Source organism: Pantoea phosphatilytica (genome assembly GCF_051025615.1).
Classification (GTDB): Bacteria; Pseudomonadota; Gammaproteobacteria; order Enterobacterales; family Enterobacteriaceae; genus Pantoea.
Genome location: NZ_JBPFDF010000006.1, coordinates 72319 through 89778, shown reverse-complemented (window position 1 = coordinate 89778; position 17460 = coordinate 72319). Strand labels below are relative to the sequence as shown.

16 protein-coding genes are annotated in these 17460 nt (G+C 59.8%); 7 read left to right on the top strand and 9 right to left on the bottom strand.

Translation table 11 applies throughout. The features are described 5' to 3' along the window. Nucleotides 1-9 precede the first annotated feature (9 nt). The 4 genes from glgC (at nucleotide 10) to ACR6AS_RS18320 (ending at nucleotide 6374) form a co-directional block, all read left to right on the top strand. Entirely contained in the window at nucleotides 10-1302 is a 1293-nt protein-coding gene (gene glgC / locus ACR6AS_RS18335) for a glucose-1-phosphate adenylyltransferase (protein ID WP_111140383.1), read from the top strand. Between the two features lie 63 nt (nucleotides 1303-1365). Next, nucleotides 1366-2799, top strand: coding sequence for a glycogen synthase GlgA (gene glgA / locus ACR6AS_RS18330; protein ID WP_367395888.1), 1434 nt, complete (start codon nucleotides 1366-1368; stop codon nucleotides 2797-2799). Between the two features lie 18 nt (nucleotides 2800-2817). Continuing rightward, complete coding sequence (glgP, locus tag ACR6AS_RS18325) at nucleotides 2818-5265, top strand: glycogen phosphorylase (RefSeq protein ID WP_111141780.1); 2448 nt, start codon at nucleotides 2818-2820, stop codon at nucleotides 5263-5265. A 173-nt stretch (nucleotides 5266-5438) separates the two neighbouring features. Next, complete coding sequence (locus ACR6AS_RS18320; protein WP_434163406.1) at nucleotides 5439-6374, top strand: LysR family transcriptional regulator; 936 nt, start codon at nucleotides 5439-5441, stop codon at nucleotides 6372-6374. Here the strand turns inward: ACR6AS_RS18320 and mdcH are convergent. The 9 genes from mdcH to glpD form a co-directional block, all read right to left on the bottom strand. Continuing rightward, nucleotides 6355-7257, bottom strand: a complete 903-nt coding sequence (gene mdcH / locus ACR6AS_RS18315; RefSeq protein ID WP_434163403.1) for a malonate decarboxylase subunit epsilon — start codon at nucleotides 7255-7257, stop codon at nucleotides 6355-6357. The genes ACR6AS_RS18320 and mdcH overlap by 20 nt on opposite strands. After that, a complete protein-coding gene (locus ACR6AS_RS18310) occupies nucleotides 7254-7871 on the bottom strand; it encodes a malonate decarboxylase holo-ACP synthase (RefSeq protein ID WP_111141786.1) in 618 nt (205 codons plus the stop codon). Before ACR6AS_RS18310 ends, mdcH begins: the two co-directional genes overlap by 4 nt. A 1-nt stretch (nucleotide 7872) precedes the next feature. Continuing rightward, on the bottom strand, nucleotides 7873-8832 hold the full coding sequence (locus ACR6AS_RS18305; RefSeq protein ID WP_111141788.1) for an AEC family transporter: 960 nt from the start codon (nucleotides 8830-8832) through the stop codon (nucleotides 7873-7875). A gap of 131 nt (nucleotides 8833-8963) precedes the next feature. Continuing rightward, nucleotides 8964-9764 (bottom strand): biotin-independent malonate decarboxylase subunit gamma, encoded by an 801-nt coding sequence (gene mdcE, locus ACR6AS_RS18300; protein ID WP_111141790.1) that lies wholly within the window; start codon nucleotides 9762-9764, stop codon nucleotides 8964-8966. Beyond that, nucleotides 9764-10597, bottom strand: coding sequence for a biotin-independent malonate decarboxylase subunit beta (locus ACR6AS_RS18295; protein WP_111141792.1), 834 nt, complete (start codon nucleotides 10595-10597; stop codon nucleotides 9764-9766). The genes mdcE and ACR6AS_RS18295 overlap by 1 nt, the downstream gene beginning before the upstream one ends. Further along, nucleotides 10590-10889, bottom strand: coding sequence for a malonate decarboxylase acyl carrier protein (gene mdcC / locus ACR6AS_RS18290; RefSeq protein ID WP_111141794.1), 300 nt, complete (start codon nucleotides 10887-10889; stop codon nucleotides 10590-10592). The genes ACR6AS_RS18295 and mdcC overlap by 8 nt, the downstream gene beginning before the upstream one ends. An 8-nt stretch (nucleotides 10890-10897) precedes the next feature. Continuing rightward, a complete protein-coding gene (locus tag ACR6AS_RS18285) occupies nucleotides 10898-11758 on the bottom strand; it encodes a triphosphoribosyl-dephospho-CoA synthase (protein WP_293773348.1) in 861 nt (286 codons plus the stop codon). Then, a complete protein-coding gene (mdcA, locus tag ACR6AS_RS18280; RefSeq protein ID WP_111141798.1) occupies nucleotides 11758-13413 on the bottom strand; it encodes a malonate decarboxylase subunit alpha in 1656 nt (551 codons plus the stop codon). Before mdcA ends, ACR6AS_RS18285 begins: the two co-directional genes overlap by 1 nt. A gap of 251 nt (nucleotides 13414-13664) precedes the next feature. After that, on the bottom strand, nucleotides 13665-15170 hold the full coding sequence (glpD, locus tag ACR6AS_RS18275) for a glycerol-3-phosphate dehydrogenase (RefSeq protein ID WP_111141800.1): 1506 nt from the start codon (nucleotides 15168-15170) through the stop codon (nucleotides 13665-13667). A 227-nt stretch (nucleotides 15171-15397) separates the two neighbouring features. Between glpD and glpE the strand changes: the two genes are divergently transcribed. The 3 genes from glpE to ACR6AS_RS18260 are packed head-to-tail and all read left to right on the top strand — an operon-like array spanning nucleotide 15398 to nucleotide 17365. Next, nucleotides 15398-15724, top strand: coding sequence for a thiosulfate sulfurtransferase GlpE (gene glpE, locus ACR6AS_RS18270; protein ID WP_199560041.1), 327 nt, complete (start codon nucleotides 15398-15400; stop codon nucleotides 15722-15724). A gap of 29 nt (nucleotides 15725-15753) precedes the next feature. Then, entirely contained in the window at nucleotides 15754-16575 is an 822-nt protein-coding gene (gene glpG, locus ACR6AS_RS18265; RefSeq protein WP_111140883.1) for a rhomboid family intramembrane serine protease GlpG, read from the top strand. Nucleotides 16576-16606: 31 nt separating this feature from the next. Beyond that, nucleotides 16607-17365, top strand: coding sequence for a DeoR/GlpR family transcriptional regulator (locus ACR6AS_RS18260; protein WP_111140862.1), 759 nt, complete (start codon nucleotides 16607-16609; stop codon nucleotides 17363-17365). Nucleotides 17366-17460 lie beyond the last annotated feature (95 nt).

The window sequence follows — 17460 nt, the reverse complement described above, 5'->3', positions numbered from 1 at the left end:
GAGTCAGACATGGTTAAGTTAGATAGAACAGATCACCTGATGCTGGCTCGCCAGCTCCCTACACAGACGGTTGCTCTGATCCTCGCCGGCGGACGCGGCACACGACTGGTCGATTTAACGGCCAAGCGTGCCAAACCGGCGGTGCATTTCGGCGGCAAATTCCGCATTATCGACTTTGCCCTCTCCAACTGCGTCAACTCCGGTATCCGACGGATTGGCGTGATTACGCAATATCAGTCTCACACCCTGACTCAGCATATCCAGCGCGGCTGGTCGATCTTCAACGAAGAGATGAATGAATTTGTCGATTTGCTGCCAGCGCAGCAGCGTTTTTCGACCGAACAGTGGTATCGCGGCACGGCAGATGCGGTGACGCAAAACCTTGATGTGATTCGCCGCTATCAGGCGCAGTACATCGTGATCCTCGCCGGGGACCACATTTATAAGATGGATTACTCCCGCATGCTGCTGGACCATGTGGTGAACGAAGCGAAATGTACCATCGCCTGTCTGCCCGTACCGGTGCATGAAGCCACCGCCTTTGGCGTGATGGCGGTGGATGAAGAGAACATGGTGATCGACTTCGTGGAAAAACCCGCGAAGCCGCCCACCATGCCAGGTGATGACACGCAGTCGCTCGCCAGCATGGGGATCTACGTGTTCAACGCGGATTATCTCTATGAACTGCTGGAAGAGGATCTGCAGACGCCAGGCTCCAACCACGATTTCGGCAAAGATATCCTGCCGAAAATCGTAGCCAGCGGTGAAGGCTACGCGCACTCCTTTGCGCTCTCCTGCGTGCAGAATGATGACAACGCGCCGCCTTACTGGCGCGATGTCGGCACGCTGGAAGCCTACTGGCGCGCCAATCTCGACCTGGCCTCTGTGATGCCAGAGCTCGATATGTATGACGTTACCTGGCCGATCCGTACCCATATGGAGCCGCTGCCGCCCGCCAAATTTGTTCAGGATCGTTCCGGCAGTCACGGGATGACCATGAATTCGCTGGTGTCGGGTGGCTGCATCATCTCCGGGTCGGTGGTGGTCAATTCTGTCCTGTTCCCCCGGGTTCGCGTGAACTCATTTTGCAATATTGATTCAACCGTACTGCTGCCTGATGTGGTTGTTGGCCGTTCCTGTCGTCTGCGTCGCTGCGTGATCGATCGCGCCTGCGAGTTGCCGGAAGGCATGGTCATTGGCGAAAACCCTGATGAAGACAGTCGTCGGTTTCACCGTTCGGATGAAGGAATCGTGCTGGTTACCCGCGCCATGCTGGCCAGACTGGCCAAAGCGGGGCTGTAAGCGATAAGCGGAACTTACGCAATCGGCACGCGGAGCGTGCCGGATAACTTAATGAGGTCGAGGATGCAGGTTTTACATGTCTGTTCAGAACTTTTCCCGCTGCTGAAAACGGGCGGACTGGCTGATGTAGTCGGGGCATTACCTCAGGCGCAGATTGCGGGTGGTACGGATACGCGGGTACTGTTGCCCGCTTTTCCCGCATTGCGCAAAGGCATACCTGATCTCCAGGTAGTGACAGAGCGAGAGACATTTGCCGGTCATATGCGTCTGCTTTTTGGTGAATTTAACGGTGTGGGCATCTACTTAATCGATGCGCCTGATCTCTACGACCGTCCCGGCAGTCCCTATCATGACGAGTCGCAGTTTGCCTATGTCGACAACTACCTGCGCTTTGCGCTGCTGGGCTGGGTCGGCTGTGAACTGGCGTGCGGCATGGATTCCATGTGGCGTCCCGATATCGTGCATGCTCACGACTGGCATGCCGGCCTGACCTGCGCCTATCTGGAAACGCGCGGTCGTCCGGCCAAATCGGTCTTTACCGTGCATAACCTGGCCTATCAGGGGCTGTTCTCGGCGCACCACATGGACCAGATTGGCCTGCCGTGGTCGTTCTTTAACATGCATGGGCTGGAGTTTTACGGCCAGATCTCCTTCCTGAAAGCGGGACTCTTCTACGCCGACCATGTGACGGCGGTCAGCCCGACCTATGCCCATGAGATTACCTCGGCAGAATATGGCTACGGCATGGAGACCCTGCTGGCACAGCGGATGCGGGAAGGGCGTCTGAGCGGGATCCTTAACGGGGTCGATCCCTCTATCTGGGACCCGGCGCACGACCTGCTGCTCAGCGCGCGCTACAACCGCGACACGCTGGAAGCAAAGGCTGAAAACAAACGTCAGCTGCAGGTGGCGATGGGTCTCAAGGTCGATGACAAAGCGCCGGTGTTCTGCGTTATCAGCCGTCTGACCAAACAGAAAGGGCTGGACCTGGTGCTGGAGGCGCTGCCCGGCCTGCTGGCGCAGGGCGGTCAGCTGGTGCTGCTGGGACAGGGCGATGCCGAGCTGCAGCAGGGCTTCCTGGCCGCGGCAGCAGAGCATCCGGGCAGCGTTGGTGTGCAGATTGGCTATCACGAGGCGTTCTCTCACCGCATTGTCGGCGGGGCGGATGTGATCGTGGTGCCAAGTCGCTTTGAGCCCTGTGGTCTGACACAACTTTATGGCCTGAAGTATGGTACGTTGCCTTTAGTGCGCCGCACGGGTGGCCTGGCCGATACCGTCAACGACAGTTCGTTAGAGAACCTGGCCGACGGTATCGCCAGCGGATTCAGTTTTGAAGACGCCAATGCCTGGTCGCTGCTTCGGGCTATCCGGCGCGCGTTTGTATTGTGGTCCCGTCCGTCACTCTGGCGTTACGTTCAGCGCCAGGCGATGGGTATGGACTTTAGCTGGCAGGTGGCGGCACAAGCCTACCGTGATCTCTACCAACGTTTGATGTAACGGATTGGGAAACTGGATATGAACGCACCTTTCACTTACGCCTCACCAACGTTGACGGTTGATGCCTTAAAGCATTCGATTGCCTACAAGCTGATGTTTACCATCGGCAAAGATCCCTCTATCGCCAATAAACATGAGTGGCTCAACGCCTCACTGCTGGCGGTGCGCGACCGGATGGTCGAGCGCTGGCTGCGTTCCAGCCGTGCCCAGCTCTCTCAGGATGTCCGCCAGGTCTATTACCTGTCGATGGAGTTCCTGATGGGCCGCACGCTGGGCAATGCGCTGCTGGCGATGGGGATCTATGACGATCTCAACCAGGCACTGGATGAGATGGGTCTGGATCTGGCCGAGCTGATGGAAGAGGAGAACGATCCGGGGCTGGGCAACGGCGGCCTGGGGCGTCTGGCGGCCTGCTTCCTCGACTCACTGGCGACGCTGGGTATGCCGGGCCGGGGTTACGGCATCCGCTATGACTACGGCATGTTCAAACAGAACATCGTGGAAGGTGAGCAGAAAGAGTCGCCGGATTACTGGCTGGAATATGGTAATCCGTGGGAGTTCCAGCGTTTCAACACCCGTTACAAAGTTCGTTTCGGTGGCCGTGTTCAGCATGAAGGCACCAAAGTGCGCTGGCTGGAGACCGAAGAGATCCTGGCGATGGCCTATGACCAGATCATCCCGGGTTACGACACCGACGCCACCAATACGCTGCGGCTGTGGGGGGCGCAGGCCAGCAACGAGATCAATCTCGGCAAGTTCAACCAGGGTGACTACTTCGCGGCGGTGGAAGATAAAAACCACTCCGAAAACGTCTCACGGGTGCTCTACCCGGATGACTCGACCTACTCCGGGCGCGAGCTGCGTCTGCGTCAGGAATATTTCCTGGTCTCTGCCACGGTGCAGGATATCCTGAATCGCCACTGGCGAATGCATCAGACCTGGGACAACCTGGCGGATAAAATTGCCATTCACCTGAATGACACGCATCCGGTGCTGGCGATCCCCGAACTGATGCGCCTGCTGATCGACGAGCATAAGTTCAGCTGGGACAGCGCCTTCGACGTCTGCTGTCAGGTCTTCTCCTACACCAACCACACGCTGATGAGCGAGGCGCTGGAGACCTGGCCGGTAGATATGATCGGCAAGATCCTGCCGCGCCATCTCAGCATCATTTTTGAGATCAACGACTTCTTCCTGAAGACCGTGCAGGATCACTATCCCGATGACATCGATCTGCTGTCGCGCATTTCGATCATTGACGAAAACGATGGCCGCCGGGTGCGTATGGCCTGGCTGGCGGTAGTCGTCAGCCACAAGGTCAACGGTGTCTCCGAGCTGCACTCGAATCTGATGGTGCAGTCGCTGTTTGCCGATTTCTCCCGTCTGTTCCCCGGTCGCTTCTGTAACAAGACCAACGGCGTGACGCCACGTCGCTGGCTGGCGCTGGCGAACCCGGCGCTCTCTGAGGTGCTGGACGACGAGATTGGCCGCAACTGGCGTACCGATCTCAGCCAGCTCGGCGAGCTGAAAGCGCAGATCGACTATCCGGCCTTTATCGAAAAGGTGGCGGTGGCCAAGCATCAGAATAAGCGGCGACTGGCCAGCTGGGTGGCGAAGAATCTGGATGTGGTGCTCGATCCGAATGCGCTGTTCGATGTGCAGATCAAGCGTATTCATGAGTACAAACGTCAGCTGCTCAATGTCCTGCATGTGATCACGCGATACAACCGTATCAAGGCCGATCCGCAGGCTGACTGGGTGCCGCGCGTCAACATCTTTGCCGGGAAAGCGGCGTCGGCCTACTACGTCGCCAAACACATCATTCATCTGATCAACGATGTCGCTAACGTGATCAACAACGATCCGCAGGTGAAGAACAAGCTGAAGGTTGTCTTTATCCCGAACTACAGCGTCAGCCTGGCGCAGATCATTATCCCGGCGGCCGATCTCTCCGAGCAGATTTCGACGGCAGGAACGGAAGCGTCCGGCACCAGTAACATGAAGTTTGCGCTGAACGGCGCCCTGACCATTGGCACGCTGGATGGGGCGAACGTTGAGATGCTGGATCACGTCGGCGAAGAGAACATCTTCATCTTCGGGAACACCACGCCGCAGGTCGAAGCCCTGCGTAAAAAGGGCTACAACCCGCGTGACTACTATGAAGGCGATGAGGAGCTGCATCAGGTGCTGACCCAGATTGCCTCGGGCGTCTTCAGTCCGCAGGAGCCAGGCCGCTACCGCAATCTGTTCGATTCGCTGGTCAACTTCGGCGACCACTACCAGTTACTGGCGGATTATCGCAGCTACGTGGACACCCAGGATAAGGTGGACGCGCTCTACCGTAAACCGGATGAGTGGCAGCGTCGCGCGGCCAGAAACATCGCCGGAATGGGCTACTTCTCGTCAGATCGTACCATTCAGGAGTACGCCGACGAGATCTGGAACATTACGCCGGTCAGGTTGTAAGTCAGGCGTTTATTTCCGTGCGGCCAGCCCACCGGCCGCACGCTCTCTTCTTCTCACCGCTTCCCCCTTTTTCAGCCGCTCCCGTCCCGCTTGTGCGAGCCAGATCATTACACCCTGACTGAGAATCGCTACTATGTGGACAATCAGGATGCGTCTGCAGGGAACCCCCGCGAATGAGTGACAACATCAACCAGGAAATTACCTTTCGTAAGCTCAGCGTTTTTATGATGTTTATGAGTAAGGGCAATATCGCGAGGACGGCGGAGGCGCTCGATCTGAGCAGCGTCAGCGTGCATCGCGCACTGCACACGCTGGAGGAGGGGATCGACTGCCCGCTGTTTATCCACAAGGGCCGCAACCTGGTGCCGATGCCGGCCGCGTGGACCCTGCTGGAGTACTGTCGCGATGTGACCACGCTGATGGGGAAGGGTATCGAAGAGGCGCGCAAGGTGGCGGGCATCGGCGGCGGACGGCTGCGGCTGGGCACGCTCTACTCGCTGACGCTGGAGACCATTCCGCGCCTGATCATGGGGATGAAGCTGCGGCGACCCACGCTGGAACTCGACCTGACCATGGGTTCCAATCAGACGCTGCTGGCTATGCTGGAAGATGATGTGCTGGATGCGATCCTGATCGCCACCGATAAGGACGAGCTGAATGAAACACGGTTCGATGTCATCCCGCTGTTTGAAGATCGGATCTTCCTGGCCGCGCCAGCTGGCGAGACGCGGAACGGCAGCGGGCCGGTCGACCTGCGTGACTATGCTGACCGCGATTTTGTCTCGCTGGCAGAAGGCTTTGCGACCTACACCGGTTCGCAGGAGGCGTTTCAGATCGCCGGATTCGAACCGCGGATGGTGACCCGGGTCAACGACATCTTCTCAATGATAAGTCTGGTGCAGGCGGGCATCGGGCTGGCGCTGATTCCGGGGCGCATGAAAAAAGTCTATGAGAACAATATTCAGCTGCTGACGCTCGCAGAGCCCTATCAGATGTGTCAGCAGATCGCGATCGTCTATTCACACCGGCGCGAACGCGATCAGGATCTGCTGGCGCTGGCGGCAGAAGGGCGGATGTACGCCCGCACCCTTACCGATCCAGCCGTTTAGCCAGATGAAGTGCAACCTCAATGCTGTTGCGCTCCATGCAGATCGCGTCTCCCTGCCAGCCCGCCTGCAGCGTCAGACCCGTCAGAACATTGCCGGGCGGCATCTCAATCGCCAGCCGGGCATCGCGCTGATTAGCGGCGACCATCGCATCGTGCCACTGCACGGTGCGCGCCATATTGAAGGCGAGATCGTCGGCTATCCTGGCGGGATCGTGGATAACCCGTCCGGTGGACCCGCTGAGGTAGGCACAGCGGGGCCGGGAGAGCGTTACAGACTCAAAGGCGCGCGCCAGTTCGGCGGCAGGCTCGTCCAGCAGGGCGCAGTGCGACGGCACGCTCACCGCGAGCTTAATCGCTTTGCTGGCACCGGCCTCCAGTGCTTTCTGCGCGACCCTCGCCATATCCTCATCGCGTCCGGCAATCACAATCTGTGTCTCGGCGTTGAGATTGGCGAGATAGGTATGGCTGCCCGACAGCAGGGGCTCCAGACGGTTCAGCGTTAAGCCGGCGATCGCGGTCAGGCCATACCCCTGCGGATAGGCCTGCTCCATCAGATCGCCACGCCGTGCAACCAGCTGCAGGGCATCCGCAAAATCGAGTGCCCCCGCAATCACCGCCGCAGGAAATGCGCCGATCGACAGGCCGCTGACGATATCGGGCGCCACGCCCCGGCGAATCAGCTCACGCGCCCAGGCAACACCGCAAATCAGCAGCGAGAGCTGCACCGCACGGGTGTGGCGCAGCGCCTCTGCACTGTCGAGCCGATCGGCCTCGTCGCCCAGTACCGCGCGCGCCTGGCTTAACAGCGCATCGCCGTCGGGCAGATGCTGCAGCATACCGGCACGCTGGGTGCCCTGACCGGGAAAGGTAAAGAGTATTTTCATTGATCCTCTCTGCTCCAGGGGGAAGCGGTCAGCCGCGGGCCGGTGTCGGTTTTCAGCAGCACCCGGCCTCTCCGCAGCCACTCATCCAGGGCAAACGCGCCAGACGGCGTTTCCACCTGCGTATCTGTCCGGCACGCCAGCGTCGCGGTCAGCGCCTGCCATTGCTGCAGTGCCTCACGGGGCAGCGGCTGCGGGGCGCGGATCACAACATCCAGATCGCTGGCGGCGTGCAGCGTGGGGCGCTGTGTCGCCAGCGCATAACCGGTGCTGCCGGTGATGCCCCAGCGCCACGGCCAGCGGGTTCCGCTGAGCACTATCGCTGCGCTGACCGGCGCACAGGCGGCGAAAGGCGAAGCCAGCAGGGATGCCCGCTCAGCCAGGCTCTCCGGCGTCACGATCCGGCTGATATCGGCTGGCGGGATCCAGCCGGCGGCGCGCTGCTCACGGCGCTCGCCGCGCACGCCAATCGGGATTAGCCCGGACGCCCGGTGATCGCGCCGCACCACCACGGGCAGGTCGGGATGCCACTGCTGCCTGACCCAGCTCTCCTGGAGCGAGGCTAACGCACTGCGGGTTCGCAGCCAGAGCAAATCGTGGGGGCGCGGATCACACATATTACATTCCTGATGTCAGCGTAATGAACAGCGGTAACGATAAAACAGAGAGAAGCGAACTGAGCAGCAGCACGGCTTCCGCATCGGGTGACTGTACGCCAAAGCGATTGCCAAATACCACACCGAAGAAACCGGCCGACAGCGCAATCATCAGGATAGCGGTGATCGCCACCGAACCGTGAAGGCCCATGACCAGCACCAGACCCCAGGCCACAAAAGGCTGGATCAGCAGCTTGGCGACGGTGCCGAGACCTACGACAGCATTGAATTTCAGTTTGCGGGCAGAGAGGATCACGCCGGTCAGGAACAGGGCGGCGGCGGTGGCCGACAGACCCAGCGGTTTAATCGCCGAGATCACCAGTTCCGGCATTCTGAGACCGAATGCGCTCAGCACCACGCCCAGCAGCGGCCCCCAGACGATCGGTTTCTTAATCGAGCGCCACATCAGAACCGGCAGCATGGCCAGTGTCGAACCGGCATTTTCACCGGCGCTGCGCGCTTTTTCCCGCTCCAGGATCAGCAGACAGAATGGCGTCATCAGCACTGAGCCGCAGGCAATCGAAACCGCCACAGACAGGGAGGTTGCAGAGCCTTCGCCCAGCACGCTGCCCAGAATCGGCAGGCCCAGCGCGGCGTAGTTCGGCAGGGCGACCGTCAGGGTCAGCACCGCGGCATCCTGCGGCGACTTTTTAAAGACGCGGGTCGCCAGGAAATAGAGCGCCGCATAGACAATCCACATCGCGCCGGTTAAGACCACAATCAGCGGCGACTGTGCGACGATGCCCGACCACGGTGTCTGAACCGTGGCGCTGAACAGCGCGGCAGGTAGCGCAAAATCCATCACGAAAATATTGAGCAGCGAGACATCTTTGTTATTGACCATTCCGGCCTTACCCGCCCAGAAACCGAGCAGCATAATGACGAAGATTGGCGCAAGGGCATGAACAATTGTATAGATCATAAATCACCTGTTAATAAGAAAAAACTCTTTAAAAACAGCGATGTTTATAATTCTGAACACGGCCACTGCACCGGGGCGCACGCCTTAATGCGCCCCGTCAGACCGTTTTCGGCAGGTTTATTTTTATGTTTTTACCAGGTCGCGCGCATGCGCTCGCGAACCAGGGAAGAGCTGTGACGGTTGGCTGCCCCCAGGCGGTTCTTCAGGCTCGGATCCTGACGGGCATCACTGATAGCCTTCTGCAGGGCGATTTCCACCATCGCGACATCCGCATCGGACGGCGCATCGGGATCGGCCACGTTCAGCAGATCGGCGAGCAGGCCGAGAGTGGCGAAGTTATCGACGTCATACGCCATCGGCGGAATGGTGGCGGCCAGTTTTTCCAGCGCCTCCACGGATCGCAGCGTAATACGGGCCGCTGACGCTTTGCCCATAGCGTGCACCAGAACCCCCTGATCGTTAAGCGCAATCAGCCGGTTAGCCTGATAACCGTGCGCCAGAAACGCACCGGACATCGCCTTGCCGACAATCAGGCCGATAACCGGATGACCATCCAGGCGCGCATTGGCGTAGGCACCCGCCGCGCCCGCCAGCGCCTGGTGGATCCCAAACGCCTCTTCGCGGCGGCCATAGGCCTGACTCGGTACGTCAATCACCGCCACAATCGGGCGCTTCACGGCGCGGTTTTTGTCCGCTTCCCGCGTTTCATTCACCACCTTCGCCAGCGTCCAGCCCTCCAGCAGGCCGACTTCGCCCCGTGCGGCGCGTGGATAGTGGTTATGCGCATCGGGCACTACGGCGACAAAGCGTACGTTTTCGCCGTTGAGCTGGCCGTCAGCCACCTGAACAGAGGCGCACAGGCCGCTCAGGCGCTGCGCATGGGGTGCCAGTTTTTCCAGCCAGGTGGCACCGCGGCTGCTTGTCTGCGTCATTATTTCTCCTCCCGGGCAAAAAGCTGTTTAATCTGCGCGGTGTCCGCCTGCTGGCGGGTGTCGAACTGCGTCAGACGTGACAGAAAATCGTCATAGTTATCGCTGCGATGCTGCGCCGGGACGCCTCTGGCGATAAAGCCCTGCATGGCCGTTTTCACGGCATTAATCCCGTCATCCACCAGCGCATCGACCAGGCCACTGGCGTAGCGGATCTCGCCGCCGGTCATGCTCCAGATAAACGGACGGTCGCGTGAGTCATACTCTTCAATCCCCGCTTCCTGCTCGATGACCTGCGGGCCGTTCAGCCCCAGCCGGGCTTCACGCGTCACAATCAGATAGCTGCAGAGCGCGGCGGCGATAGACATGCCGCCAAAGCAGCCCACGGTGCCGCTGATGATGCCGATCACCGGGGTATAGCGGCGCAGATCGACAATCGCCGCATGGATATCGGCAATCGCCGCCAGGCCCAGATTGGCCTCCTGTAAGCGCACGCCGCCGGTTTCCAGGCAGAGCACCGCCTGGGTCGGAATACCGTTGCGGTTATCTTCCGCCGCCAGCTCCAGCGCCGCCGCCATCTTCGCGCCGGAGACTTCACCCATGCTGCCGCCCTGGAAGGTACCTTCGATGGCAATCACCACGGCAGACTGACCGTTCAGCGTGCCGCGCGCCACCACCATGCCATCATCCGACTGCGGAACCACGCCCTGCGGGGCGAGCCACGGCGACATAATGCCTTCAAAGGGATCGAGCAGTTCACGATAGCTGCCCGCATCGAGCAGCGCATGGGCGCGTTCACGGGCCCTTAATTCAATAAAGCTGGCATCGTTACGCATGGCTCACCTCTTCAAAAACCTGTTCAATACGGATGCGCGCTACGCCGGGCGTCGCACCGAAATCGTGGATAATCAGCTCGCCAGCGGGCAGGCCGCTGATCAGATTCAGGCGGTCAAACAGCGCCTTCCAGCGGGCGTCGCTGTTATCCAGCGAGGTGGTGATAGCGATGTTCAGTGTCTGGCCGCTGGTTGCGGTGTACAGCACTTCCATATCACCGGAACCAACGACCCCGGCCAGCGCTCTGCCACTGAGCAGGCGATTAGCAGGGAGAGATAATGTGATGTGTTCCATAATGGCCTCTAAAAATATGAGTGTTCAGGCGAACAGACCCGATCGATAAACAGCGTCGCGGCCAGCAGGTCAGCGGCCCCGCCCGGTGAGGCGTTGAGAGCCAGCATCCGGCGGTCGAGCCGCGCCAGCGCCTCCGCCCCCTCTGCGGTGTGGCTGCCGCCCGCCAGCAGAACGGCGCGCGCCCCCTGTTGCATCGCGTTGAGCCCGGTCATACCGGCCCGCGACAGCACGCAGGTATCGCTGAGCGAGGTCATGATCGCCATCAGCGCATCCAGCCGGGCTGCGCTTTCGCTGGCGCCCACGGCCCGGCTTGCCATCAGCTGCGGCAGCGCCAGTTTCATGATGTGCGGAAACGCCTGTTGTGCCTCTTCGCGTGCGCCGGGCACCCGATAGCGGTGGATCGCTTTCAGCCCTTTGCTGAACTGTTTAGGCGCACCGCTATCCGGCAGGCTGGCCAGCGCGGCCGCGGTGCGGGTCAGCTGAGCCGCCCGGCCGGTGCCACCCAGCATGGCTGCGGCACTGACCAGCAGGCCCAGCGCCCAGATCGCGCCGCGATGGGTGTTCACGCCGCCGGTCGCCGCCATCATCTGCTGTTCGCCGTCGCGGCCCAGGCGGCCTACCGTTTCGCGCAGGGCGATATCGGCGGGACGCAGCCAGCTGTGACGGGCCAGCGCCAGAAAGACGGGCACCAGGCTGTGAGCAGAACGTTCCATCAGCGCCAGCGTCAGATCCTGATGCGCGCCGTTTCCCCGACTGTCAACCAGACCCGGTTTGGGGCTCAGACGGGCTTCATCGATCAGACAATCACGCGCAATCGTGGCCAGCTGGCTGGCCTGCGCCTCGCTCTGGGTCGGTGACAGGAGTTTCATTACCAGCTCCGGAATTTAGCGGGTGGGTTGTACAGGCCGCCTGACCATTCAACCAGATCGGCCACGCTGCCAGCCGCCAGCAGGGAGCGGGTGGCGTCGGAGCGGCGGATGCCCATATCTTCCGGGTAGACCACTTTGCCGCTTTTACGCAGCGCGGCAACCCGGGCGGCATCGACGCCCAAGCCGATATCGGTAATGCCCGCGACGGCGGCGACCATGGCGCGACGCTCTTCCAGGCTCTCCGCCCGGTAGAGATAGGCGATACCCTCTTCGGTCAGGACATGGGTGACGTCATCGCCGTAGATCATGACCGGTGCCAGCGGCATACCGGAGGCTTTGGCGACATCGACCGCATCAAGTTTTTCCACAAAGGTCGGTTTGGCCCCGGCCTGGAAGGTCTCCACCATCTGCACCACCAGTTTCTTACCGCGCTGCATCGGGTCCGGCTCAGTGATCATATTCAGCCAGGCGGGGGAGGCGTGGCGGCGGCCGTGCGGGTCATGGCCCATGTTCGGTGCGCCACCGAAGCCGGAAAGGCGGCCACGGGTCACGGTCGAGGAGTTTGCCAGCCCGTCCACCTGCAGGGTCGCGCCGATAAACATATCGACCGCGTACTGGCCCGCCAGCTGACAGAAGGCGCGGTTAGAGCGCATCGAACCGTCGCTGCCGGTAAAGAAGATGTCGGGACGGGCGCGGATATACTCTTCCATCCCCAGCTCGCCACCAAAGCAGTGCACGCTCTCCACCCAGCCGCTCTCAATTGCCGGGATCAGTGTCGGATGCGGGTTCAGCGCCCAGTGCTTACAGATTTTGCCTTTCAGACCCAGCTGTTCGCCGTAGGTGGGCAGCAGCAGCTCAATCGCGGCGGTGTTAAAGCCGATGCCGTGGTTGAGCGACTGCACCTGATGCTCGGCGTAGATGCCCTTGATCGCCATCATCGCCATCAGGATATGTTCCTGTTTAATCAGGCGCGGATCGCGGGTAAACAGCGGCTCGATAAAGAAGGGTTTGTCGGCGACCACAACGTAGTCGATCCACGAGCCGGGAATATCGACGCGCGGCAGGTCAGTTTCATCGTCGACCAGTTCATTTACCTGAGCGATAACGATCCCATCGCGAAACGCTGCGGCTTCCACCAGCGCCGGGGTATCTTCGGTACCCGGACCGGTATAGAGGTTGCCTTTGCGGTCAGCTTTGTAACCGGCAATCAGCGCCACATTCGGGCTGAGATCAACATAGAGGCGGGAGTAAAGTTCGATATAGGTGTGGATAGCGCCGATTTCCAGCTGGCCATCCTCCAGCAGCTGCGACATGCGCAGGCTCTGCGGACCGGAAAAGGAGAAGTCGAGTTTGCGGGCGATGCCTTTTTCAAAAATATCGAGATGCTCGCTGCGGCCGACGCTGGGCATAATCATATGCAGGTCGTGGATCTTTGCCGGGTTAACCTGTGCCAGCGTGCGGGACAGGAAGTCCGCCTGTTTCTGGTTGTTCCCTTCCAGTACCACCCGATCGCCCGGGGCGATTAACTGTTCCAGTGCTTCTGTGGCTCTTTCTACAGGAATGACTTTGCCATCGAGGGGAAAGGAGGCCATACGACGCGCTTTTTCACTGCGGCGTGTGTTCCACTCCCGGACAGGCGTTTGGCCTGTGTTCATTTCAACCTCCTGATTGGAATCGATCTGTTGACGTTTTTGCTGTGTAAAGTCTGTGCCTTATGCCTGCCCTGTTCAATTAAGCAAAAAGGCGGAACGTTAGGCTTAAGGTAATGATGGGGAGGAGGGAGAGCGAAGTACGGCGTCTGAGCCGTAAACGATGTGGCTCAGGTCTGCGCCGGATCTGAACGTGGCCCCGGCGGACGGGCATAAAAAAAGCAGGCCGGAGCCTGCTTTATGATCAAGGGGGCTGCTTATGAAGCCAGCGACAGAACCGGTTTCGCCTTCGCTGCCAGCCATTCGGCGACACGGGCCTGCTGCTCTTTGGTCAGCCACATACCCTGTTTGGTACGACGCCAGATCGCATCATCCAGTTCACGCACCCACTCATGCTGCACCAGGTAGCGTAACTCCGCCTCGTAGAACTCATGGCCGAAGTTCTCGCCCAGATCGTTCAGGCTCTTCGCGCCCGCCAGCAGGGTTTCGGTACTGCTGCCGTAGGTACGCGAGAAGTGACGCGCCATGTTTTCGCTGATGAACGGATAGCGGCGACGCAGGCTGGCGGCATAATCTTCACGGGTGCCGGAGATGTTCCCGCCGGGTAACACGCAGTTCTTCGTCCAGGCCGGGCCCGCATTCGGGTAATACTTCGCCAGTTTCTCCATCGCATGTTCAGCCAGCTTACGGTAGGTCGTCAGCTTGCCGCCAAACACCGACAGCAGTGGTGCCTGACCATGATCGTCGCGCACATCCAGCGTGTAATCACGGGTGATCGCCTGCGGTGAATCCGATTCGTCATCACACAGCGGACGCACACCGGAGTAAGACCAGACGATATCGTCGGCGGTCAGCTGCTTTTTAAAGTGTCCGTTGAACACTTTCAGCAGATACTCGGTTTCGTTGTCGTCGATGTGGACGTTTTTCGGATCGCCTTTGTACTCCACGTCGGTCGTACCGATGATGGAGAACTCATCCATCCACGGGATCACAAACACGATGCGATTGTCTTCGTTCTGCAGAATATAGGCCTGCTTCTCGGTGTGCACGCGCGGCACCACGATATGGCTGCCCTTAATCAGGCGGATACCGTACGGCGATTTTAGCTGCAGGCCATCATCGAACAGCTGTTTGACCCACGGGCCAGCCGCATTGACCAGACCTTTTGCCTGCCAGGTATGGATTTTGCCGCTGTCGACATCTTCCGCTTCCACCTTCCACAGGCCGCCTTCACGCCAGGCGCGGGTCACGCGGGTACGGGTACGCACTTCGCCGCCGCGCTTCACCACTTCCTGCGCATTCAGTACCACCATGCGGGCGTCGTCCACCCAGCAGTCTGAATATTCGAATCCGCGCGTGATCTCCGGCTTCAGGGCCGAATCCGCGCCAAAGCGCAGGCTCTTGCTGCCCGGCAGGCTGGTACGTTTACCGAGGTGGTCATACATAAACAGGCCGGTGCGGATCATCCACGCCGGACGCAGATGCGGGCGGTGCGGCAGGCGGAAGCGCATCGGGAACGCCAGATGCGGGGCCATTTTCAGCAGCACTTCACGTTCAGCCAGCGCTTCGCTGACCAGACGGAATTCGTAGTGTTCAAGGTAGCGCAAGCCGCCGTGAATCAGTTTTGAACTGGCAGAGGAGGTCGCGCAAGCCAGATCCCGCGCCTCCAGCATTAACACCGACAGTCCGCGTCCTGCAGCGTCTGCTGCAATGCCGGCACCGTTGATGCCGCCGCCGATCACGATCAGGTCTTTGGTTTCCACGTCATCTCCTCCGATGTTCGTAATAGTTCACTAATGTTCGTTTTCGAGCATAATCATAATCACAAACCAACATTTACGCCAGCTTTTAACCCGCTAAAAACAATTTTGCGTGATATAGCTAACATTCTGCCCACCAAAAAAACCGATACCCGTAACGATTGTCAGGTTATCGGCGTGGATTCTCGGGTTACACTATCCGCTATCGTGATGCTGTTATGAGAGATCTCATGGAAACGTTCGAATGTATTGATGTGCAGCAGGCGCAGGCGCGTCTGGCGCAGGGTGCGCTGCTGGTGGATATCCGCGATCCACAGAGTTATGCCCTGGGCCATGCGGCCGGCGCGCTGCATCTGACCAACACCAACCTCAGCGACTTTATCAGCGGTGCTGACCACAGCCTGCCGGTGCTGGTGATGTGCTATCACGGCAACAGCAGCAAAAGCGCAGCACAGTATCTGCTGGGCCAGGGCTTCAGCGCAGCGTACAGCATCGACGGCGGCTTTGATGCCTGGCGCGCTGCTTTTCCTCAGCAGGTTGCCCTCGGCAGTGAGTAGATGGCGGCCCGGCACATGGAGCGTTACTGATGCGCATTACCCAGTTTAACCAGCCGCGCATGGCGCAGGCGTTTGTGGACTATATGGCGACGCGCGGCGTCACGCTGCGGATCGAGCATGACAACCACTACGTCATCATGCTGGATGATGAAAGCAAAATTGCCGTGGTCGAAAACGAACTTCAGCAGTTCCTGCACGATCCCAACCACCCGCGCTATCAGGCGGCCAGCTGGCACAGCGGTAAAACGGACAGCGGCCTGCGCTATGAGCGCAGCAACATCTGGGCGAACATCCGCGAGCGTGCGGGGCCGCTGACGATGAGCGTGATGGTGCTCTGCATCGCTGTGTTTATTCTGATGCAGGTGATGGGCGATCAGACCGTGATGGCCTGGCTCTCCTGGCCGGATGCCGACCAGCATTTTCAGGTCTGGCGCTGGTTCAGCCATGCGCTGCTGCACTTTTCACTGCTGCACATCCTGTTTAATCTGATGTGGTGGTGGTATCTGGGCGGGGCCGTGGAGAAGCGGCTCGGCAGCGGCAAACTGTTCGTGATTATGCTGATTTCGGCCCTGCTCAGTGGCTGGCTGCAGGCGAAGTTCAGCGGCATCTGGTTTGGCGGCCTGTCGGGCGTGGTGTATGCCCTGATGGGCTACTGCTGGCTGCGCGGCGAGCGCGATCCCGACAGTGGCGTCTATCTTGAACGGGGGCTGATCGGTTTTGCGCTGGTCTGGCTGGTCATTGGCTGGTTCGGCGTCTTTGGTCTGGCGATCGCCAACGCGGCCCATGTGGCCGGGCTGCTGGTCGGGCTGGCGATGGCGCTGGTCGACACGCGTCACGTCACGCGTCGGTAGACGGGAATATGCAGGTTAACAGGAGAGGAACGTGAAGCAGACGCAACGTCATGACGCGATTATCGATTTAGTCCGTCGTCAGGGATATGTCAGTACTGAGGAGCTGGTGGACCATTTTGAGGTCAGTCCGCAGACCATTCGTCGCGATCTCAACGATCTGGCCGATCAGAATAAGATACAGCGTCATCACGGCGGCGCGGCGCTTCCGTCCAGCTCTGAGAATACCGCCTGGCACGATCGTAAGATGATGTGGTCAGCGGAAAAGGCGCGCATCGCCGAGCGCGTGGCCAGCCAGATCCCGGATGGGGCCACGCTGTTTATCGACATCGGCACTACGCCGGAAGCGGTGGCCCATGCGCTGCTGAACCACAGCGATCTCCGGGTCGTCACCAACAACCTTAACGTGGCGATGCTGCTGATGGGCAAACCCGACTTCCGGGTCATTATCGCGGGTGGTGAGGTGCGGACCCGCGATGGCGCGGTGATGGGGGAAGCGACGCTCGACTTCATCTCTCAGTTCCGGCTCGATTACGGCATTCTCGGCATCAGCGGCATCGATATGGATGGCTCCCTGCTGGAGTTCGACTATCACGAAGTGCGCACCAAGCGCGCCATTATCGAAAATTCACGCTGCGTCATGCTGGTGGTGGACCACTCCAAGTTTGGCCGCAACGCAATGGTGAATCTCGGCAATATGAGCCTGCTGGATTACCTCTACACCGATAAAATGCCGCCCGCCAGCGTCATGAAAGTGATTGAGCAGCATGAGGTCCATCTCGAACTCTGCTGATTCCTGCCACGCCAGCCGCCCGGCTGGCGTTTTTCTTTGATTGCTGTCGCTTTTTTCCTCACTCGCGTCTTTACTTAATCGGTTGCTGGCAGCCG